The sequence below is a fragment of the Geminicoccus harenae genome, from assembly GCF_019800005.1.
In the GTDB taxonomy this organism is placed as follows: domain Bacteria; phylum Pseudomonadota; class Alphaproteobacteria; order Geminicoccales; family Geminicoccaceae; genus Geminicoccus; species Geminicoccus harenae.
The window spans coordinates 83212-96353 of the sequence record NZ_JABGCL010000013.1; the positions used below are offsets into that span (position 1 = coordinate 83212).

General features: G+C 70.0%; 12 protein-coding genes. 10 read left to right on the forward strand and 2 right to left on the reverse strand.

What is annotated here, in order from left to right; all coding sequences use genetic code 11:
* Positions 1-281 precede the first annotated feature (281 nt).
* From HLA95_RS29150 to HLA95_RS14220, 4 genes are all read left to right on the forward strand, one after another.
* Positions 282-1511 carry an MFS transporter gene (locus HLA95_RS29150; protein ID WP_222183677.1) on the forward strand — a complete coding sequence of 410 codons (1230 nt, stop codon included), beginning with the start codon at positions 282-284 and terminating at the stop codon, positions 1509-1511.
* A 72-nt stretch (positions 1512-1583) separates the two neighbouring features.
* The gene (gene msrQ / locus HLA95_RS14210; RefSeq protein ID WP_222183679.1) at positions 1584-2468 is read left to right on the forward strand and encodes a protein-methionine-sulfoxide reductase heme-binding subunit MsrQ; all 885 of its coding nucleotides are present in this window, start codon (positions 1584-1586) and stop codon (positions 2466-2468) included.
* 382 nt (positions 2469-2850) lie between these two features.
* Positions 2851-4296, forward strand: a complete 1446-nt coding sequence (locus HLA95_RS14215; protein ID WP_191057923.1) for an MBOAT family O-acyltransferase — start codon at positions 2851-2853, stop codon at positions 4294-4296.
* Positions 4268-5374, forward strand: a complete 1107-nt coding sequence (locus HLA95_RS14220) for an alginate O-acetyltransferase AlgX-related protein (RefSeq protein WP_191057922.1) — start codon at positions 4268-4270, stop codon at positions 5372-5374. The genes HLA95_RS14215 and HLA95_RS14220 overlap by 29 nt, the downstream gene beginning before the upstream one ends.
* 8 nt (positions 5375-5382) lie before the next feature.
* Here the strand turns inward: HLA95_RS14220 and HLA95_RS14225 are convergent, their stop codons facing one another.
* Positions 5383-6438 carry an alkene reductase gene (locus HLA95_RS14225; protein WP_191057925.1) on the reverse strand — a complete coding sequence of 352 codons (1056 nt, stop codon included), beginning with the start codon at positions 6436-6438 and terminating at the stop codon, positions 5383-5385.
* A 134-nt stretch (positions 6439-6572) separates the two neighbouring features.
* Between HLA95_RS14225 and HLA95_RS14230 the strand changes: the two genes are divergently transcribed.
* On the forward strand, positions 6573-6887 hold the full coding sequence (locus HLA95_RS14230; RefSeq protein WP_191057921.1) for an ArsR/SmtB family transcription factor: 315 nt from the start codon (positions 6573-6575) through the stop codon (positions 6885-6887).
* A gap of 102 nt (positions 6888-6989) precedes the next feature.
* Positions 6990-7817 carry an SAM-dependent methyltransferase gene (locus HLA95_RS14235; RefSeq protein WP_191057920.1) on the forward strand — a complete coding sequence of 276 codons (828 nt, stop codon included), beginning with the start codon at positions 6990-6992 and terminating at the stop codon, positions 7815-7817.
* Between the two features lie 4 nt (positions 7818-7821).
* On the opposite strand, the gene HLA95_RS14240 is transcribed toward HLA95_RS14235, so the two are convergent.
* Positions 7822-8985 (reverse strand): dihydrodipicolinate synthase family protein, encoded by a 1164-nt coding sequence (locus HLA95_RS14240; RefSeq protein WP_191057919.1) that lies wholly within the window; start codon positions 8983-8985, stop codon positions 7822-7824.
* Between the two features lie 138 nt (positions 8986-9123).
* Between HLA95_RS14240 and HLA95_RS14245 the strand changes: the two genes are divergently transcribed.
* The 4 genes from HLA95_RS14245 to HLA95_RS14260 all read left to right on the forward strand — a co-directional run bounded on the left by HLA95_RS14245 (position 9124) and on the right by HLA95_RS14260 (position 13114).
* A complete protein-coding gene (locus tag HLA95_RS14245) occupies positions 9124-10149 on the forward strand; it encodes a nucleotidyltransferase family protein (RefSeq protein ID WP_191057918.1) in 1026 nt (341 codons plus the stop codon).
* A 93-nt stretch (positions 10150-10242) separates the two neighbouring features.
* Entirely contained in the window at positions 10243-10950 is a 708-nt protein-coding gene (locus tag HLA95_RS14250; protein ID WP_191057917.1) for a ribulose-phosphate 3-epimerase, read from the forward strand.
* A gap of 8 nt (positions 10951-10958) precedes the next feature.
* Positions 10959-11921 (forward strand): ROK family protein, encoded by a 963-nt coding sequence (locus tag HLA95_RS14255; RefSeq protein WP_191057916.1) that lies wholly within the window; start codon positions 10959-10961, stop codon positions 11919-11921.
* Positions 11918-13114, forward strand: coding sequence for an ROK family transcriptional regulator (locus HLA95_RS14260; RefSeq protein ID WP_191057915.1), 1197 nt, complete (start codon positions 11918-11920; stop codon positions 13112-13114). The genes HLA95_RS14255 and HLA95_RS14260 overlap by 4 nt, the downstream gene beginning before the upstream one ends.
* Positions 13115-13142 lie beyond the last annotated feature (28 nt).

The following is a 13142-nucleotide window of genomic DNA, read 5'->3' on the forward strand; positions in this document are numbered from 1 at the left end:
CCCTACGCCCGGCGATGCCGCCGAGCCTCTGGCCCAGCTCGGCTGCCCCTGTCCCGGCGCGGCTTCGTCGCGGCACTCGGCACGTCCGCAGCCATCCTCGCCCTGCCCGGTCGGGCCCTGGCCCAGGAACCGCCGGCAGCCGACACCCCCCTGCTTCGGACGCCGGTGCAGACTACTGGCTGGCGGGATTGACACGAGCGATGCCGGCTCCCTAGGTCGGCCGGCTGCGGATGACGGGCCCACGGGCCGGCCCGACCGGTCAGCCGAGCGCGGAGTGCAGCGTGGCCAATCCCTATCGTGCGGTCTTCGCCGCCCCCGGCACCCTGGCCTTCTCCATGGCCGGGCTGGTGGCGCGCATGCCGATGTCGATGCTGGCGATCGGCATCGTCACCATGCTGGGCCAGCTGCGCGGCGCCTACTGGCTGGCCGGCGCGGTGGCGGCGACCTTCGCGCTGTCCAGCGCGCTGATCGCCCCCCAGGTTTCCCGGCTGGTCGACCGGCTGGGGCAGGCCCGGGTGCTGCGGCCGGCCACCGGCCTGAGCGTGCTGGGCATGCTCTTGCTGCTCCTGGCGGTCCGCCTGGACCTGCCGGGCTGGACCCTGTTCCCCTGCGCGGTGCTGGCCGGCTGCATGCCGAGCATCCCGGCCATGGTCCGGGCGCGCTGGTCCGGGCTCTACCGGGGCACGCCGATGCTCCACACCGCGTTCGCCCTGGAATCGGTGCTGGACGAGATCTGCTTCATCATCGGCCCGATCCTGTCGGTGAGCCTGAGCGTGCTGGTCTTCCCCGAGGCCGGCCCTCTGGCCGCGGCTCTCCTGCTCCTGGTCGGCACCCTGCTGCTGGCCGCCCAGCGCCGGACCGAGCCGCCGGTCCTGCCGGCGGCCGCGGGGCCACGCCGCTCGGTGATCGGCCGGCCGTCCGTCCTGATCCTGGTCGCCACCATGGTGGCGGTCGGCATGATCTTCGGCTCGATCGACGTCACCACCATCGCGTTCGCCGGCCTGCTGGGCCAGCCGGTGGCGGCGAGCTGGGCGCTGTCCATCTGCGCGGTAGGCTCGGGTTTGGCCGGGATCACCTTCGGCGCGATGCGTCCGGCCCTCCCCCCGCGCCAGCTCCTGGCAATCGCGATCGCCTTCATGCTGCTCACCGTGCTGCCCCTGCCGGTTGCCGGCAGCATCCCCGTCCTGGCGGCGATCCTGTTCGTCGTCGGCATCTCGGTCTCGCCCACCATCATCCTGACGATGAACCTGGTGGAACGGATCGTGCCGCCCTCGGAGCTCACCGAGGGCATGACCTGGGCCATGACCGGGCTCGGCATCGGTGTGGCGATCGGCTCCGCGGCGGCCGGCTGGACGGTGGATGCGCATGGCACCGCCGCCGCCTTCGCCCTGGCCGGGCTCGCCGCAGCGCTGGCCCTGCTCGTCGTGCTGTCCGGCCAGAAGCGGCTCAAGGGCAGTGACCAGGCACCGCCGCAACCGGCAGCCGGCGTGGAACTCGCCGCCTGCCGCTGACGAGCGGGTCCGGCCGCTGATCCACGCATCGTGGCTTGCATCCGGACGGGGTCGAGTGCCGTATTAGGAGGCATGAAAGGCAAAGCCGTCCGCAAGCTGCCCTGGCTCGACCGGTCCGGGCAGCTCTCCTTCCTGAAGCTCGCCACGCTCGTGCTGGTGACGCTGCCCGCTGCCTGGATCCTCGGCCAGCTCCTGGCCGGCACGCTGATGCCCCGGCCGCTGGAGGAGATGATCCACCAGACCGGCAACTGGGCGGTCCGGCTCCTGGTGGCCTCGCTCTGCATCACGCCGCTGCGCGGGGTGCTGCGCTGGCCGCGGCTGATGCTGGTCCGCCGGATGGTCGGCGTGGCGGCGCTCTGCTACGCGCTCTGCCACCTGCTGCTCTACGTGGCGGACCAGGGGTTCGACCTCCTGCGGGTCGGCAGCGAGATCGTGCTGCGCTTCTACCTCACCATCGGCTTCGTCGCCCTGCTCGGCCTGGCGGCACTGGGCGCCACCTCGACCGATGCCGCCATCCGCCGGATGGGTGGCTGGTGGCGCCGGCTGCACCGTCTGGCCTACCCAATCACCGCCCTGGCACTCCTGCACTTCTTCATCCAGTCCAAGATCGACGTGACCGAGCCGGTCCTGCTCACCGGCCTGTTCCTGCTGCTGATGGGCTACCGGCTCCTGGCGCTCCGCGGCGTGCCGGGGCCGCTGCGCCTGGCCGCGCTGGCGCTCGCCGCCGCCCTGCTCTGCGCCCTGGTCGAGACCACCTGGTACGCGACGATGCGCAATGCGCCGCCGCTTCGCGTGCTGGGCGCCAACCTCCAGCTCGCCTACACGATCCGGCCCGCCTGGTGGGTGCTGCTGGCCGGGCTGTCCGCGGCGGGTGCTGCATGGTGGCGGCAGCGCCAGGACGCGCCGCCTGCCCGGTCCCGGCCGCTCGCCCGCACCGCCGGCCGCCTGGCCGGCTGATCAGAACACCCGGTTCCGCCGAATTTTCACCGGATCGGGGCCCTCAGGTACGAAGACGGATTGCACATACGCGTGCGATTCGTTACAGTCTGTACATGTTCAAGGACACGGGGAGTAGAGCTGCTGATGTCGCAGCACCCCCGGCAGAGTGGTTGCAGTCGACATCATGATATTCGCTATGTGCGCGAACTCTTCTTTCCGTTTTTGACTTATTGATCGACCAGCCTAGCGCAGGATGATCCTGCGCCATGGCTGGCGTCGTCGGCTTCATCAGGCGGCGACGGCAATATGATAATCGGCCCGCCTGGCACTCCATGAGGATTCCCGCGCTCCGGTCCGTCCGGGCAGGTCCCGGTGCCCGCGCGGCGCGTGGAGTGCGACATTGCTGTTCAACTCGCTCCCGTTCGTGTTCGGCTTCCTGCCGATCACCCTGATCCTGTTCTTCCTGGTCGGGCAGCTCGACCGGAACGGGCAGCGGCGGATCGCGGCGCGGGTCCGGCTGATCCTGGCGGCCTCCCTGTTCTTCTATGCCTGGTGGAAGCCGTTCACGCTCCTGCTGCTGGTCGTCTCGATCGCGTTCAACTGGGCCATGGGCCTGGCGATCGCCGACCGGAACCCGCGCAAGAAATGGCTGCTGGTCCTGACCGTGGCGGCCGACCTCTGCTCGATCGGCTTCTTCAAGTACGGCATGTTCGTCACCGCCAACCTGGCGCCGGTCGCGGGCGACTGGATCCGGCTGGAGAACATCCTCCTGCCGATCGGCATCTCGTTCTTCACCTTCCAGCAGATCGCCTACGTGGTCGATGTCTGGCGGGGCGACGTCCAGGCCGAGCGTGACCCCTGGCGCTTCGCCCTCTCCGTCAGCTTCTTCCCCCACCTGATCGCCGGGCCGATCATCCACTACCGGCAGATCGGTCCGCAGTTCGATCAGTGGTCGTTCCTGCGCCCGAGTGCCGCCCAGCTCAAGCTCGGCTTCGGCATCTTCCTGATCGGCCTGATCAAGAAGATGGGCATCGCCGACACGCTCTCCTTCTATGTCGACCCGACCTTCGCGGCGGCCGACGGCCTCATGGCGGTGGGCTTCGTCGAGAGCTGGCAGGCCGCCACCGCCTACACCTTCCAGCTTTACTTCGACTTCTCTGCCTATTCCGACATGGCGATCGGCCTGGGCCTGATGTTCGGCATCCAGATCCCGGACAATTTCAACAACCCCTACCAGTCGACCAGCATCATCGAGTTCTGGCAGCGCTGGCACATGTCCCTGTCCAGCTTCCTGCGCAACTATCTCTACATCCCGCTGGGCGGCAACCGGCAGGGCAAGGTCCGCCGCTACGTCAACCTGATGATCACCATGCTGCTGGGCGGGCTGTGGCACGGCGCGTCCTGGAACTTCGTGATCTGGGGCGGGCTGAACGGCGTCTTCCTGATGATCGCCCATGGCTGGCGGGCCCTCACCAAGGGCTGGCAGCTCCAGCTCCATCCCCTGGCCCCGCTCGGCCGGGTCGGCGGGCACCTGCTCACCATGCTGGCGGTGATCGTGGTGCGGGTGTTCTTCCGCGCCACCACGTTCGACGGCGCCTGGGTCATGCTGGCTGGGATGACCGATCTCTCCAGCTTCCGCGCCGAGGCGGTCGATTCCTTCCTGCTCCTGGCGCTGGGCGCCGCCTACGCGCTCTGCCTGCACGGCGCCGAGGCCAAGGATCTCGTGAAGCTCCGCTGGTTCTCCCTGCCCCTGGTGCGCTCCGCCGCCGCGGCCTGGGTGATCCTGGTCATGCACCATCAGGAACTGTTCGATCTCGATGCAAGCTTCCTGTACTTCAACTTCTGACCTCACGGCCGCACCGGCCGCACGGTCATCACGGCTCCGGACGGCCCTGGAATGGGGCTGGCGGATCCCGCTGGCGGTCTGCCTGGCGCTGGTGCTGTTCGAGGCGTTCCTGCGCACGCCGCCGCTTAGGGTCGGCGTCTCGCCGGTCACCTACCACCCGGAGCTGGGCTACTGGCACAAGGCCGGCTACCAGGGGCAGTCCTTCTCGGCCTGCTACTCGGTGCCCTACGGCCTGGACGCCCAGGGCCTGCGCCCATCCCGCGGCCCGGTGCCGGGCAAGAAGGCGATCCTGCTGGGCGACAGCCAGGTCGAGGCGGTCATGGTCGCCGACGAGCAGGTCATGCACCAGCGCCTCCAGGCCCATCTGGGCGACCGGATCGAGGTGCTGAACTATGGCCTGGCCGGCAGCGGCGCCGACCTGCAGCACCTGGTCCTCCGGCACCTGGCCGATCTCGACCAGGTCGGCTGGGTCGTGCAGCTGGTCAACCTGGACAGCGACGTCTACGAGGCCAACCCGAACAACGACAAGCCGGGCCAGCGCCCGCGCGCGCGGCTCCTGTTCGACGACCCGGCCGACCTCGACCATTTCCGCCTGATCCCGCCGGAGCCCTTCACCGGGATGGAGCAGTTCCGCGAGGTCTTCTCGGGCTTCCAGCTCTATTCCTATTCCCGTGCCGCCCTCCTGCCGGTGCGCAGGCTGATCCGCGAGGTGCGGCAGACGCTCAAGGGCGCCCCGCCGCCGCCCGTGGCCGGCGCGCCCCAGCCGGCCCGTACCGGCCCCTCGGAACTGTCCTGGACCAACCTGATCGGGGCGATCCGGCAGAACCAGAAGCTGGTGACCGCCCATGGCGCCCGCTACCTTGCGCTGGTCTGGAACCGCGACCCGCATTTGCTCGCCGAGTGGCAGCGCCGCACCGCACCGCTGGGCCTCCAGACGCTGGACCTGGCGCCGGCACTCGCAGCATCCGGCGTGGACCCGGCCGGGGTCTCCTTCCCCTGCGACCACCACTTCACCGCCGCCACCCATGACGCGATCGCCAAGGTGCTGGCCAGGAGCGGCTTCTTCGACCGCTCCTGACCGGCAGGTCACGCAGCCAGTGCCGGATAGTCCGTGTAGCCCTCGGGCCCACCGACATAGAAGGTGTCGGCGTTCCAGGGGTTCAGCGGCGCGTTCTCGGCAAAGCGGCGCGGCAGGTCCGGGTTGGCGATGAACGCCTTGCCGAACGCCACCGCATCCGCCTCGCCCCGGGCCAGCACCTCGTCGCCGGCCGCCTGGTCGAAGCTCTCATTGGCGACGAAGATGCCGCCGAACGCCTTCTTGATGGCCGGCCCCAGCCGCGGCTCCTCCAGCCGCTCGCGGGCGCAGATGAAGGCGATCTTGCGCCGGCCGAGCTCGGCGGCGACATAGCCGAAGGTGCCGGCGAGATCGCTGTCGCCCATGTCGTGGGAATCGGCACGCGGCGCCAGGTGCATGCCCACCCGGTCCGCCCCCCAGACCGAGACCACTGCATCCGTTACTTCCAGCATCAGCCGGGCGCGGTTCTCGATCGGCCCACCATACGCGTCGGTGCGGCGGTTGGTGCTGTCCTGCAGGAACTGGTCGAGCAGGTAGCCGTTGGCGCCGTGGATCTCGACCCCGTCGAAGCCCGCGGCCTGCGCGTTCTGCGCCCCCTTGCGGTAGGCCTCGATCACGCCCGGGATCTCGGCCAGCTCCAGCGGGCGCGGCGTCGCATAAGGCCGCTGCGGCCGCAGCAGGCTGACATGGCCCTTGGGCTGGACCGCACTGGGGGCGACCGGCAGCTCGCCGTTCAGGAAGACCGGGTCGGAGATCCGCCCGACATGCCAGAGCTGCAGGAAGATATGGCCGCCCGCGTCATGGACCGCGCGGGTGATCGTCCGCCAGCCTTCGACCTGCTCCTTGGACCAGATCCCGGGCGTGCCGGCATAGCCCACGCCCTGCGGGGTAACCGAGGTCGCCTCGGACAGGATCAGGCCGGCACTGGCGCGCTGGACGTAATAGTCGCGCATCAGCACGTTCGGCACGCGGCTCTCGCCGGCGCGGGCGCGGGTGAGCGGCGCCATCCAGATGCGGTTCTTCAGGCGCAGCGAACCGACATTGATCGGATCGAACAGGTTGGGCATCGTCGCGTTCCGGCTGGCCGTGCAGCCTCGCGGCTGGACGGGGTCGACCGGATCGGCCGGCAGGCCCTTGCCTCCCCGACCGATCAGGCCAAGTTTCATGTTCGTCGAACATCGAACATGGTGAGACACAGGACGTGAGGCAACCCGACCATCCGGCGATCGATACGGTGCAGCTCACCGAGGTGCTGGCGGCCCTGGCCGACCCGGTCCGCCTGTCCCTGGTCGCGACGCTGGCGGATGGCGGTGCCCGCACTTGCGGCGAGTTCGACCTGCCGGTCGCCAAGTCCACGCTCAGCCATCACATGAAGGTGCTGCGCGAAGCCGGCATCCTGACGAGCCGGGTGGAAGGGACCCGCTGCTTCGTGGCGCTGCGCCCGGAGCTGGAGGACCGCTTCCCGGGCCTGTTGGGCCGCATCCTGGCCCTGGCGGCTCCACCGCTGACGGGCTGAAGCCCCGCCTGCCCCTGCGCCTTTCGATGGAGAAGGTCGCTCGTCCAGCTAGAATGACCGCCGCTCGCCCGGCATCGGGCGGGCAGACAACCGGGAGGCGTCATGGACACGGAAGCGCAGGTCGCGCGCCACTATACGCACGGTGCCCTGGAGCGCTCGATCCTCGACGCGCTGGCAAGGGCCGGCAAGGATCCCGACCGGCTCACCGCCGCCGATCTCGCCGGGGTCGACGAGTTCCACCTGGGCTGGCGCCCGTCCACGATCGCCCTTTCCCAGGACCTGCGGCTGGCCCCAGGCCAGCGCGTGCTGGATGTCGGCAGCGGCATTGGCGGGCCGGCCCGCTACATGGCGGAGGCGCATGGCTGCCAGGTCACCGGCATCGACCTGACCGAGGAATTCGTGGCGGTCGCCACCGCCCTTACCCGGCGCTGCGGCTTGGCCGACCGGGTCACGTTCCGGCAGGGCAGCGGCCTGGCCCTGCCGTTCCCGGACGGCAACTTCGACGCTGCCACCCTGATCCATGTCGGCATGAACATCGAGCGCAAGGACCTGCTGTTCCGCGAGGTGCGCCGGGTCCTGAGGCCCGGCGGCCGGTTCGGGATCTACGACGTCATGTGCACCGACGAGACGCCGCTGCCCTACCCGATGCCCTGGGCCGCCGATGCCGTGACCAGCTTCGTGGAGCCGCCCGTTACCTATCGGACGCTGCTCGGCCAGGCCGGCTTCGAGGTCGAGCAGGAGGTCAACCGGCGCGACTTCGTGCTGGCGCGCTGGCAGGAGATGCGCGCCGAGGCGGCGGCCCGGGGTCAGCCGCCCCTGAGCCTGCGCAACCTGGTGGGCCCCGCCTTCGAGGAGCGTTTTGCCAACGTCCTGCGCACCCTGCAGGCCGGCAGCATCGCACCCATCCAGATGATCGCCCGGGCGATCTAGCGCGTCACTCGATCCCGAACGTCGCCATCAGCCGCGCCATGCGCCGGCTGGCCAGCTCCGGATCGTCCAGCACGCCCGCCTGGTCCGCCAGGCGGAACACTTCGGCATAGTGCAGGGCCGAGCGCGCCGCCTGCTGCCCGCCCAGCATGGCGAAATGGTCCTGGTGCCCGTTCAGCCAGGCCAGCAGCACCACGCCCGACTTGTAGAACCGGGTGGGCGCCTCGAAGATCTTGCGCGAGAGCGGCACGGTCGGCCGGAGGATCGCCCGGTAGTCCTCCACCCTGCCCTCATCCAGCGCCGCCAGCGCTGCGGCCGCCGCCCGCGCGATCGGGTCGAAGATGCCCAGCAGCGCGTCGCTGTGCCGTGCGCCGTCGCCCTCGATCAGCTCGGCATAGTTGAAGTCGTCGCCGGTGAAGCACTTCACGCCCTCGGGCAGGGACCGGCGGAAGCCCAGCTCGCGCTCCTTGTCGAGGAGCGACATCTTCACCCCGTCGATCCGCCCGGCATGGTCCCGGATCAGCCCCAGCAACGTGGCCTGCGCTTCGTCCAGATCGTGCGATCCCCAGTAACCTTCGAGCTGTGGGTCGAACATCGGCCCCAGCCAGTGCAGCACGACCTTGTCCCGCGCCTGGCCGATCAGCTCGCCGTAGAGCCGCCGGTAGTCGTCCGGCCCCTTCGCCGCCAGCACCAGCGCCCGGCTGGCCATCAGGATCGCCCGCCCCCCGGCCTTCTCCACCACTTCGAGCTGCTCCAAATAGGCCCGGCGCACCTCGTCCAGCGTCACGCCTGGCCGCGGCGGCAGCTGATCCGTGCCGACCCCGCAGGCCAGATCCGCCCCCGGCACCGTTTTCGCCTCGGCCACCGAGCGGCGGATCAGCGCCGCCGCATCCGGCCAAGCCAGCCCCATGCCGCGCTGCGAGGTGTCCATCGCCTCGGCGACCTTGAAGCCCAGCCCCCAGAGATGGTGGCGAAAGCGCAAGGTCGCCCCCCAGTCGACCTTGCCGCCCTCGAACGGCACGGCCTCGGCCAGCGGGTCCGCCACCACATGCGCCGCGGCATAGGCCACGCGGTTGCGCGGTACGGCGGACTTGGCCGGGTAGGGGCAGGCCTTGCCTGGCGTGTAAGTTTCGACGCGCCGGTCGGCGCCAGGAAGCAGCACGGCTTGCATGGGTCCAGCCATCCCTGAATAAGTAACTGTTGAGTTACTTTCTGGACCCGGAATGGTCAAGCACGCAAGCGCTGCACCGCGCTACGGCAGCCTTCCTCCGGTTATAGACAGTATTTCAAAACTATCTATAACCGGGACATGGACCGGATCGACCCTGCCCTCCTCACCATGTTCGCCGAACTCGACGAGCGCACGGCACAGGCGGCGCTCGTCGAAGGGCTTCCCTTGGACGGCAGCTTCTACCGGCATGAGGTCAAGGGCCGGCGCTACTGGTATCATCGTGCCTATGACCGCGCAGCCGGCAAGCCGGTGGCACGCTATGTCGGCCCGTCCGAGCCGAAGCTCGACGCCAGGATCGAACGCTACCGCGAGCTGGCACCGATGCGCACCGAGCGCCGCCGCATGGTCACGCTCCTCAAGCGCGCCGGCTTTCCTGCACCCGACGCCTATACTGGCGATATCATCGCGGCCCTGGCCGAGGCCGGGCTGTTTCGCCTGCGCGCGGTACTGGTCGGCACGGCCGCCTATCCGGCCTATGCCGCCCTCCTGGGAGCTCGCCTGCCTTCAGCGAACATGATGACCCAGGACGTCGATGTCGCCCAGTTCCACGGCATCGCTCTGGCGGTTGGCGACGTCTCGGCCCCCATCCAGGAAAGCCTGGCGCGGGTGGACAAGAGCTTCCGCCCTGTCCCGACCCTGAAAAGTCCGCTGGACTGCTTCGCCTATGTCGACGCCCGCGGCTTCCGTGTCGAGTTCCTGACACCCCACCAGGGCTCGGATGATCAGGCCGCGACGCTCACCCGCCTTCCTGACCTGGATGGGCCGAAGGGCCAGCCGCTCCGCTTCCTGGACTTTCTCATCTACCAGGAGATGCCCACCACGCTGCTGCACGGACCGGGCGTGCGCGTGAACGTTCCGGCCCCCGAGCGCTTCACGGTGCACAAGCTGATCATCGCGGCGCGCCGCTCAGGTGCGGGCCGGCTGAAGGCCGCCAAGGACCTCGCCCAGGCTGGTGCGCTCATCGAGGCGCATGCTGCCAGCCGTCAAATGGACGTGCTACATGAAACGCTCGAGGAGGCACGAGCCCGCGGGCCCGCCTGGCGCGAAGCGCTGGACCGTTCGTTCGGCCGGCTGCCTCCCCCGATCCGCGCGCTGTTGCCCTGAACGCACCCAAGCGTCTGGACACGCCGAGATTTTGTATTGTATCCGAACAAAAGAACGACGCCCAGAGGGCGCACGAGGCACGGGAACGGGATCATGGCCACGCAAACGACCGGTGGGGCGCGCTTCGCCAGCCTGCCGAAGGACCGGCTGCTCGCCGAGTTCTCGCTCTGGTCGGCCGATCTCGCGGATCTCGCCGCGGAGGTCGCCCGGGTCGAGGGCCATGCCGACATCCACCATATCGACGTGGCGGACGGCCATTTCGCCCCGGCCTTCCTGTTCTTCCCCGACCTGGTGGCCCGGCTGCGCAAGCTGACCGACACGCCGTTCCACGTCCACCTGATGACGACCGACGACATCCTTTCCAGCCAGGCCCGGCAGTTCGCCGAGGCGGGTGCCGACCTGATCTCGGTCCATGCCGAGAACGGCAAGGCCGGCCTCGACGTGGTGGCCGAACTGAAGGCCAGCGGCGTGCGCACCGGCGTGGTCGCCCGGGTCGAGACCGACCTGGCGGCGCTTGCCCCCTTCCTCGGCTCGGTCGACATGGTGACCCTGCTCGGCACCCGGATCGGGGTGAAGGGCCAGGACCTGGACCCGAACGCCTGCGCCCGCCTGGAACAGGCCGGCGCCATGCTGCGCGAGGCTGGGCGGCGCAACCAGGTCCTGCTCGCGGCCGATGGCGGCATCCGCGAGCATACCGTGCCGAAGCTGCGCGCCGCCGGCGCCGACACGGTGGTGATGGGCTCGCTCGCCTTCGGCGCTGCCGATCTCGCCCAGCGCATCGCCTGGTCACGCGGGCTCTGAGCGCGGCGATGCCGGCCCCGCTGGTCATTGCGGTGGACCTGGGCGGCACCTCGCTGCGCGCCGCCTTGGCCACGTCGGATGGGCAGCTCGGCCGGATCAGCCGGATTCGCACCGACGCCCAGGGCGGGCCGGACAAGGTGGTCGCCCAGATCGCCGACTTGGTCGCCCAGGTCCGGGCCGAGGCCGGTGACGCACTGGTCCAGGGCATCGGCCTGTCCTCGCCCGGCCCCCTCGACCCCTTCACCGGTACGGTCTTCACCCTGCCGACCTTCCAGGGCTGGCGGGACGTGCCGCTGCGCGCCCTGCTCGCCGAGCGGACCGGCCTGCCGGTGACGCTGGAGAACGACGCCGCCTCGGCCGCGATCGGCGAATGGCGCTATGGCGCCGGCAAGGGCGTGGACAGCCTCGTCTATGTCACCGTTTCCACCGGTCTCGGCGGCGGTGTCATCGTCGATGGCCGGCTGCTGCACGGCCGCATGGGCATGGCCGGCCATATCGGCCACATGACCCTGGACCCGGACGGCCCGCGCTGCGGCTGCGGCAACCCCGGCTGCTGGGAAGCGCTCGCATCCGGGACCGGGCTCGCCCGCATCGCCCGGGAGCGGCTGGCGGAAGGCGCCGCGTCGTCCCTGCAGGACATCACCGACCGGCCGGTCAGCGCCGAGGACGTGGTCACCGCGGCCCGTGCCGGCGATCCGCTGGGGGTGGCGCTGATCGCTGACGAGGCCCGCTGGCTGGGGATCGGCATCGTTTCCCTGCTGCATTTGTTCTCGCCCGAGCGGGTAATCCTGGGCGGCGGCGTCAGCAATGCCCTGGACCTGATGCGCGACGGCATCGCCCGCGAGATCCAGGCAAGGGCGATGGCGCCGTTCCGCTCGGTACCGTTCATGGCGGCCTCGCTCGGCGGCAATGCCGGTCTCGCCGGTGCTGCCGCCCTCGCCTTCGAGGCGGCCGGGACCGGGCTGGCGTGACCACCCCCCAGGCGGTCCGCTTCCTGAACGAGGCGCGCGCCCTGTCGCTGCTCTACCGGCAGGGTGCGATGAGCCGAGCCGATCTGGCCCGCGGCTTAAGCATGACCCGCTCCACCGCCAGCAGCCTGATCAGCCAGCTCCTGGCCGACGGCTTGGTCGTGGAGCGCCCCGACGCCGCGCGCAGTGAGGTCCGCGCCGGCCGCCCCGGCATCGCCATCGCGATCCAGCCCGAGGGCGCGTTCTTCATCGGCGCGGAGATCGGCGTCGGCTATGTCGTCGTGATCGGCCTGAACCTCGCGGCTGAACTCGTCACCCGCCGCCGTGCCAGCTTCGAACTATCCGGCAACCGACCGGAGGAAGTCGTCCAGCTTGCCTGCGGCCTCGTCCGCCAGGTGGTGGCAGACCTGCCCGATCTCTCCCGCATCCGCGGCCTGTGCGTGACCGTGCCGGGGCTGCACGACCATGACGGCGTCCTGCTGACCGGCCCGTTCCTCGGCTGGCGCAACGTCCCGATCGCCGATCTGGTCCGCACCGGGCTGGGCCTGGACATCCCGGTCAGCTCGGAAAACGACGCCAATGCCTCGGCCATCGCCGAGATCTATGCGGCCGGCACCGACGGCCCGAACGACCTGCTCTGCCTGTTCCTGGATTTCGGGATCGGTGCGGGGATCGTGGCGGGCGGGCGGCTGTTCCGCGGCCATCACGGCTTTGCCGGGGAGGTCGGCCACATGGTGGTGGCGGATGCCGGCATCACCCACCGCCTCGACCCGCCCGGCCGCTGGGAGAACCTGATCGGCGCCGAGGCGGTGCTGCAGGTCTGGCAGAACAAGGGCGGTGCCGGCGACACGATCGGCAGCCTGGTCCGGGCTCTGCAAGCAAAGGAGCCGGCCGCCTGGGAAGCCTCCCGGCACTTCGCCTATTGGCTGGGCCGCGGCCTGGCCTCGGTCGCCAACATCATCGACCCCGGCCATGTCGTGCTGAGCGGGTCGGTCGCCCGCCTCTACCCCTTCGTCACGGGCGAGGTACAGGACGCCCTGCGCCGCCACGTGTTCGAGGACTACCAGGTGCCGACCCTGGCCCTGGCCCGCCATGCCGAGGACGGCCCCGCGATCGGTGCCGCCTGTCTCCTCCACCAGGAAATGCTATCGTTGGACATGGTAGGCCGCCATCGCGAGCGATGGCGCATGCCCTGAAAGCATGGCCCCTTGACGACGCCCCGCC

Coding starts and splice junctions, on each gene's coding strand:
- HLA95_RS14235 (WP_191057920.1), top strand. CDS start 6,990: ATGGACACGGAAGCGCAGGTCGCGCGCCACTATACGCACGGTGCCCTG.
- HLA95_RS14225 (WP_191057925.1), bottom strand. CDS start 6,438: ATGCCCAACCTGTTCGATCCGATCAATGTCGGTTCGCTGCGCCTGAAG.
- msrQ (WP_222183679.1), top strand. CDS start 1,584: ATGAAAGGCAAAGCCGTCCGCAAGCTGCCCTGGCTCGACCGGTCCGGG.
- HLA95_RS14220 (WP_191057922.1), top strand. CDS start 4,268: ATGCAAGCTTCCTGTACTTCAACTTCTGACCTCACGGCCGCACCGGCC.
- HLA95_RS14240 (WP_191057919.1), bottom strand. CDS start 8,985: ATGCAAGCCGTGCTGCTTCCTGGCGCCGACCGGCGCGTCGAAACTTAC.
- HLA95_RS14245 (WP_191057918.1), top strand. CDS start 9,124: ATGGACCGGATCGACCCTGCCCTCCTCACCATGTTCGCCGAACTCGAC.
- HLA95_RS14250 (WP_191057917.1), top strand. CDS start 10,243: ATGGCCACGCAAACGACCGGTGGGGCGCGCTTCGCCAGCCTGCCGAAG.
- HLA95_RS14255 (WP_191057916.1), top strand. CDS start 10,959: ATGCCGGCCCCGCTGGTCATTGCGGTGGACCTGGGCGGCACCTCGCTG.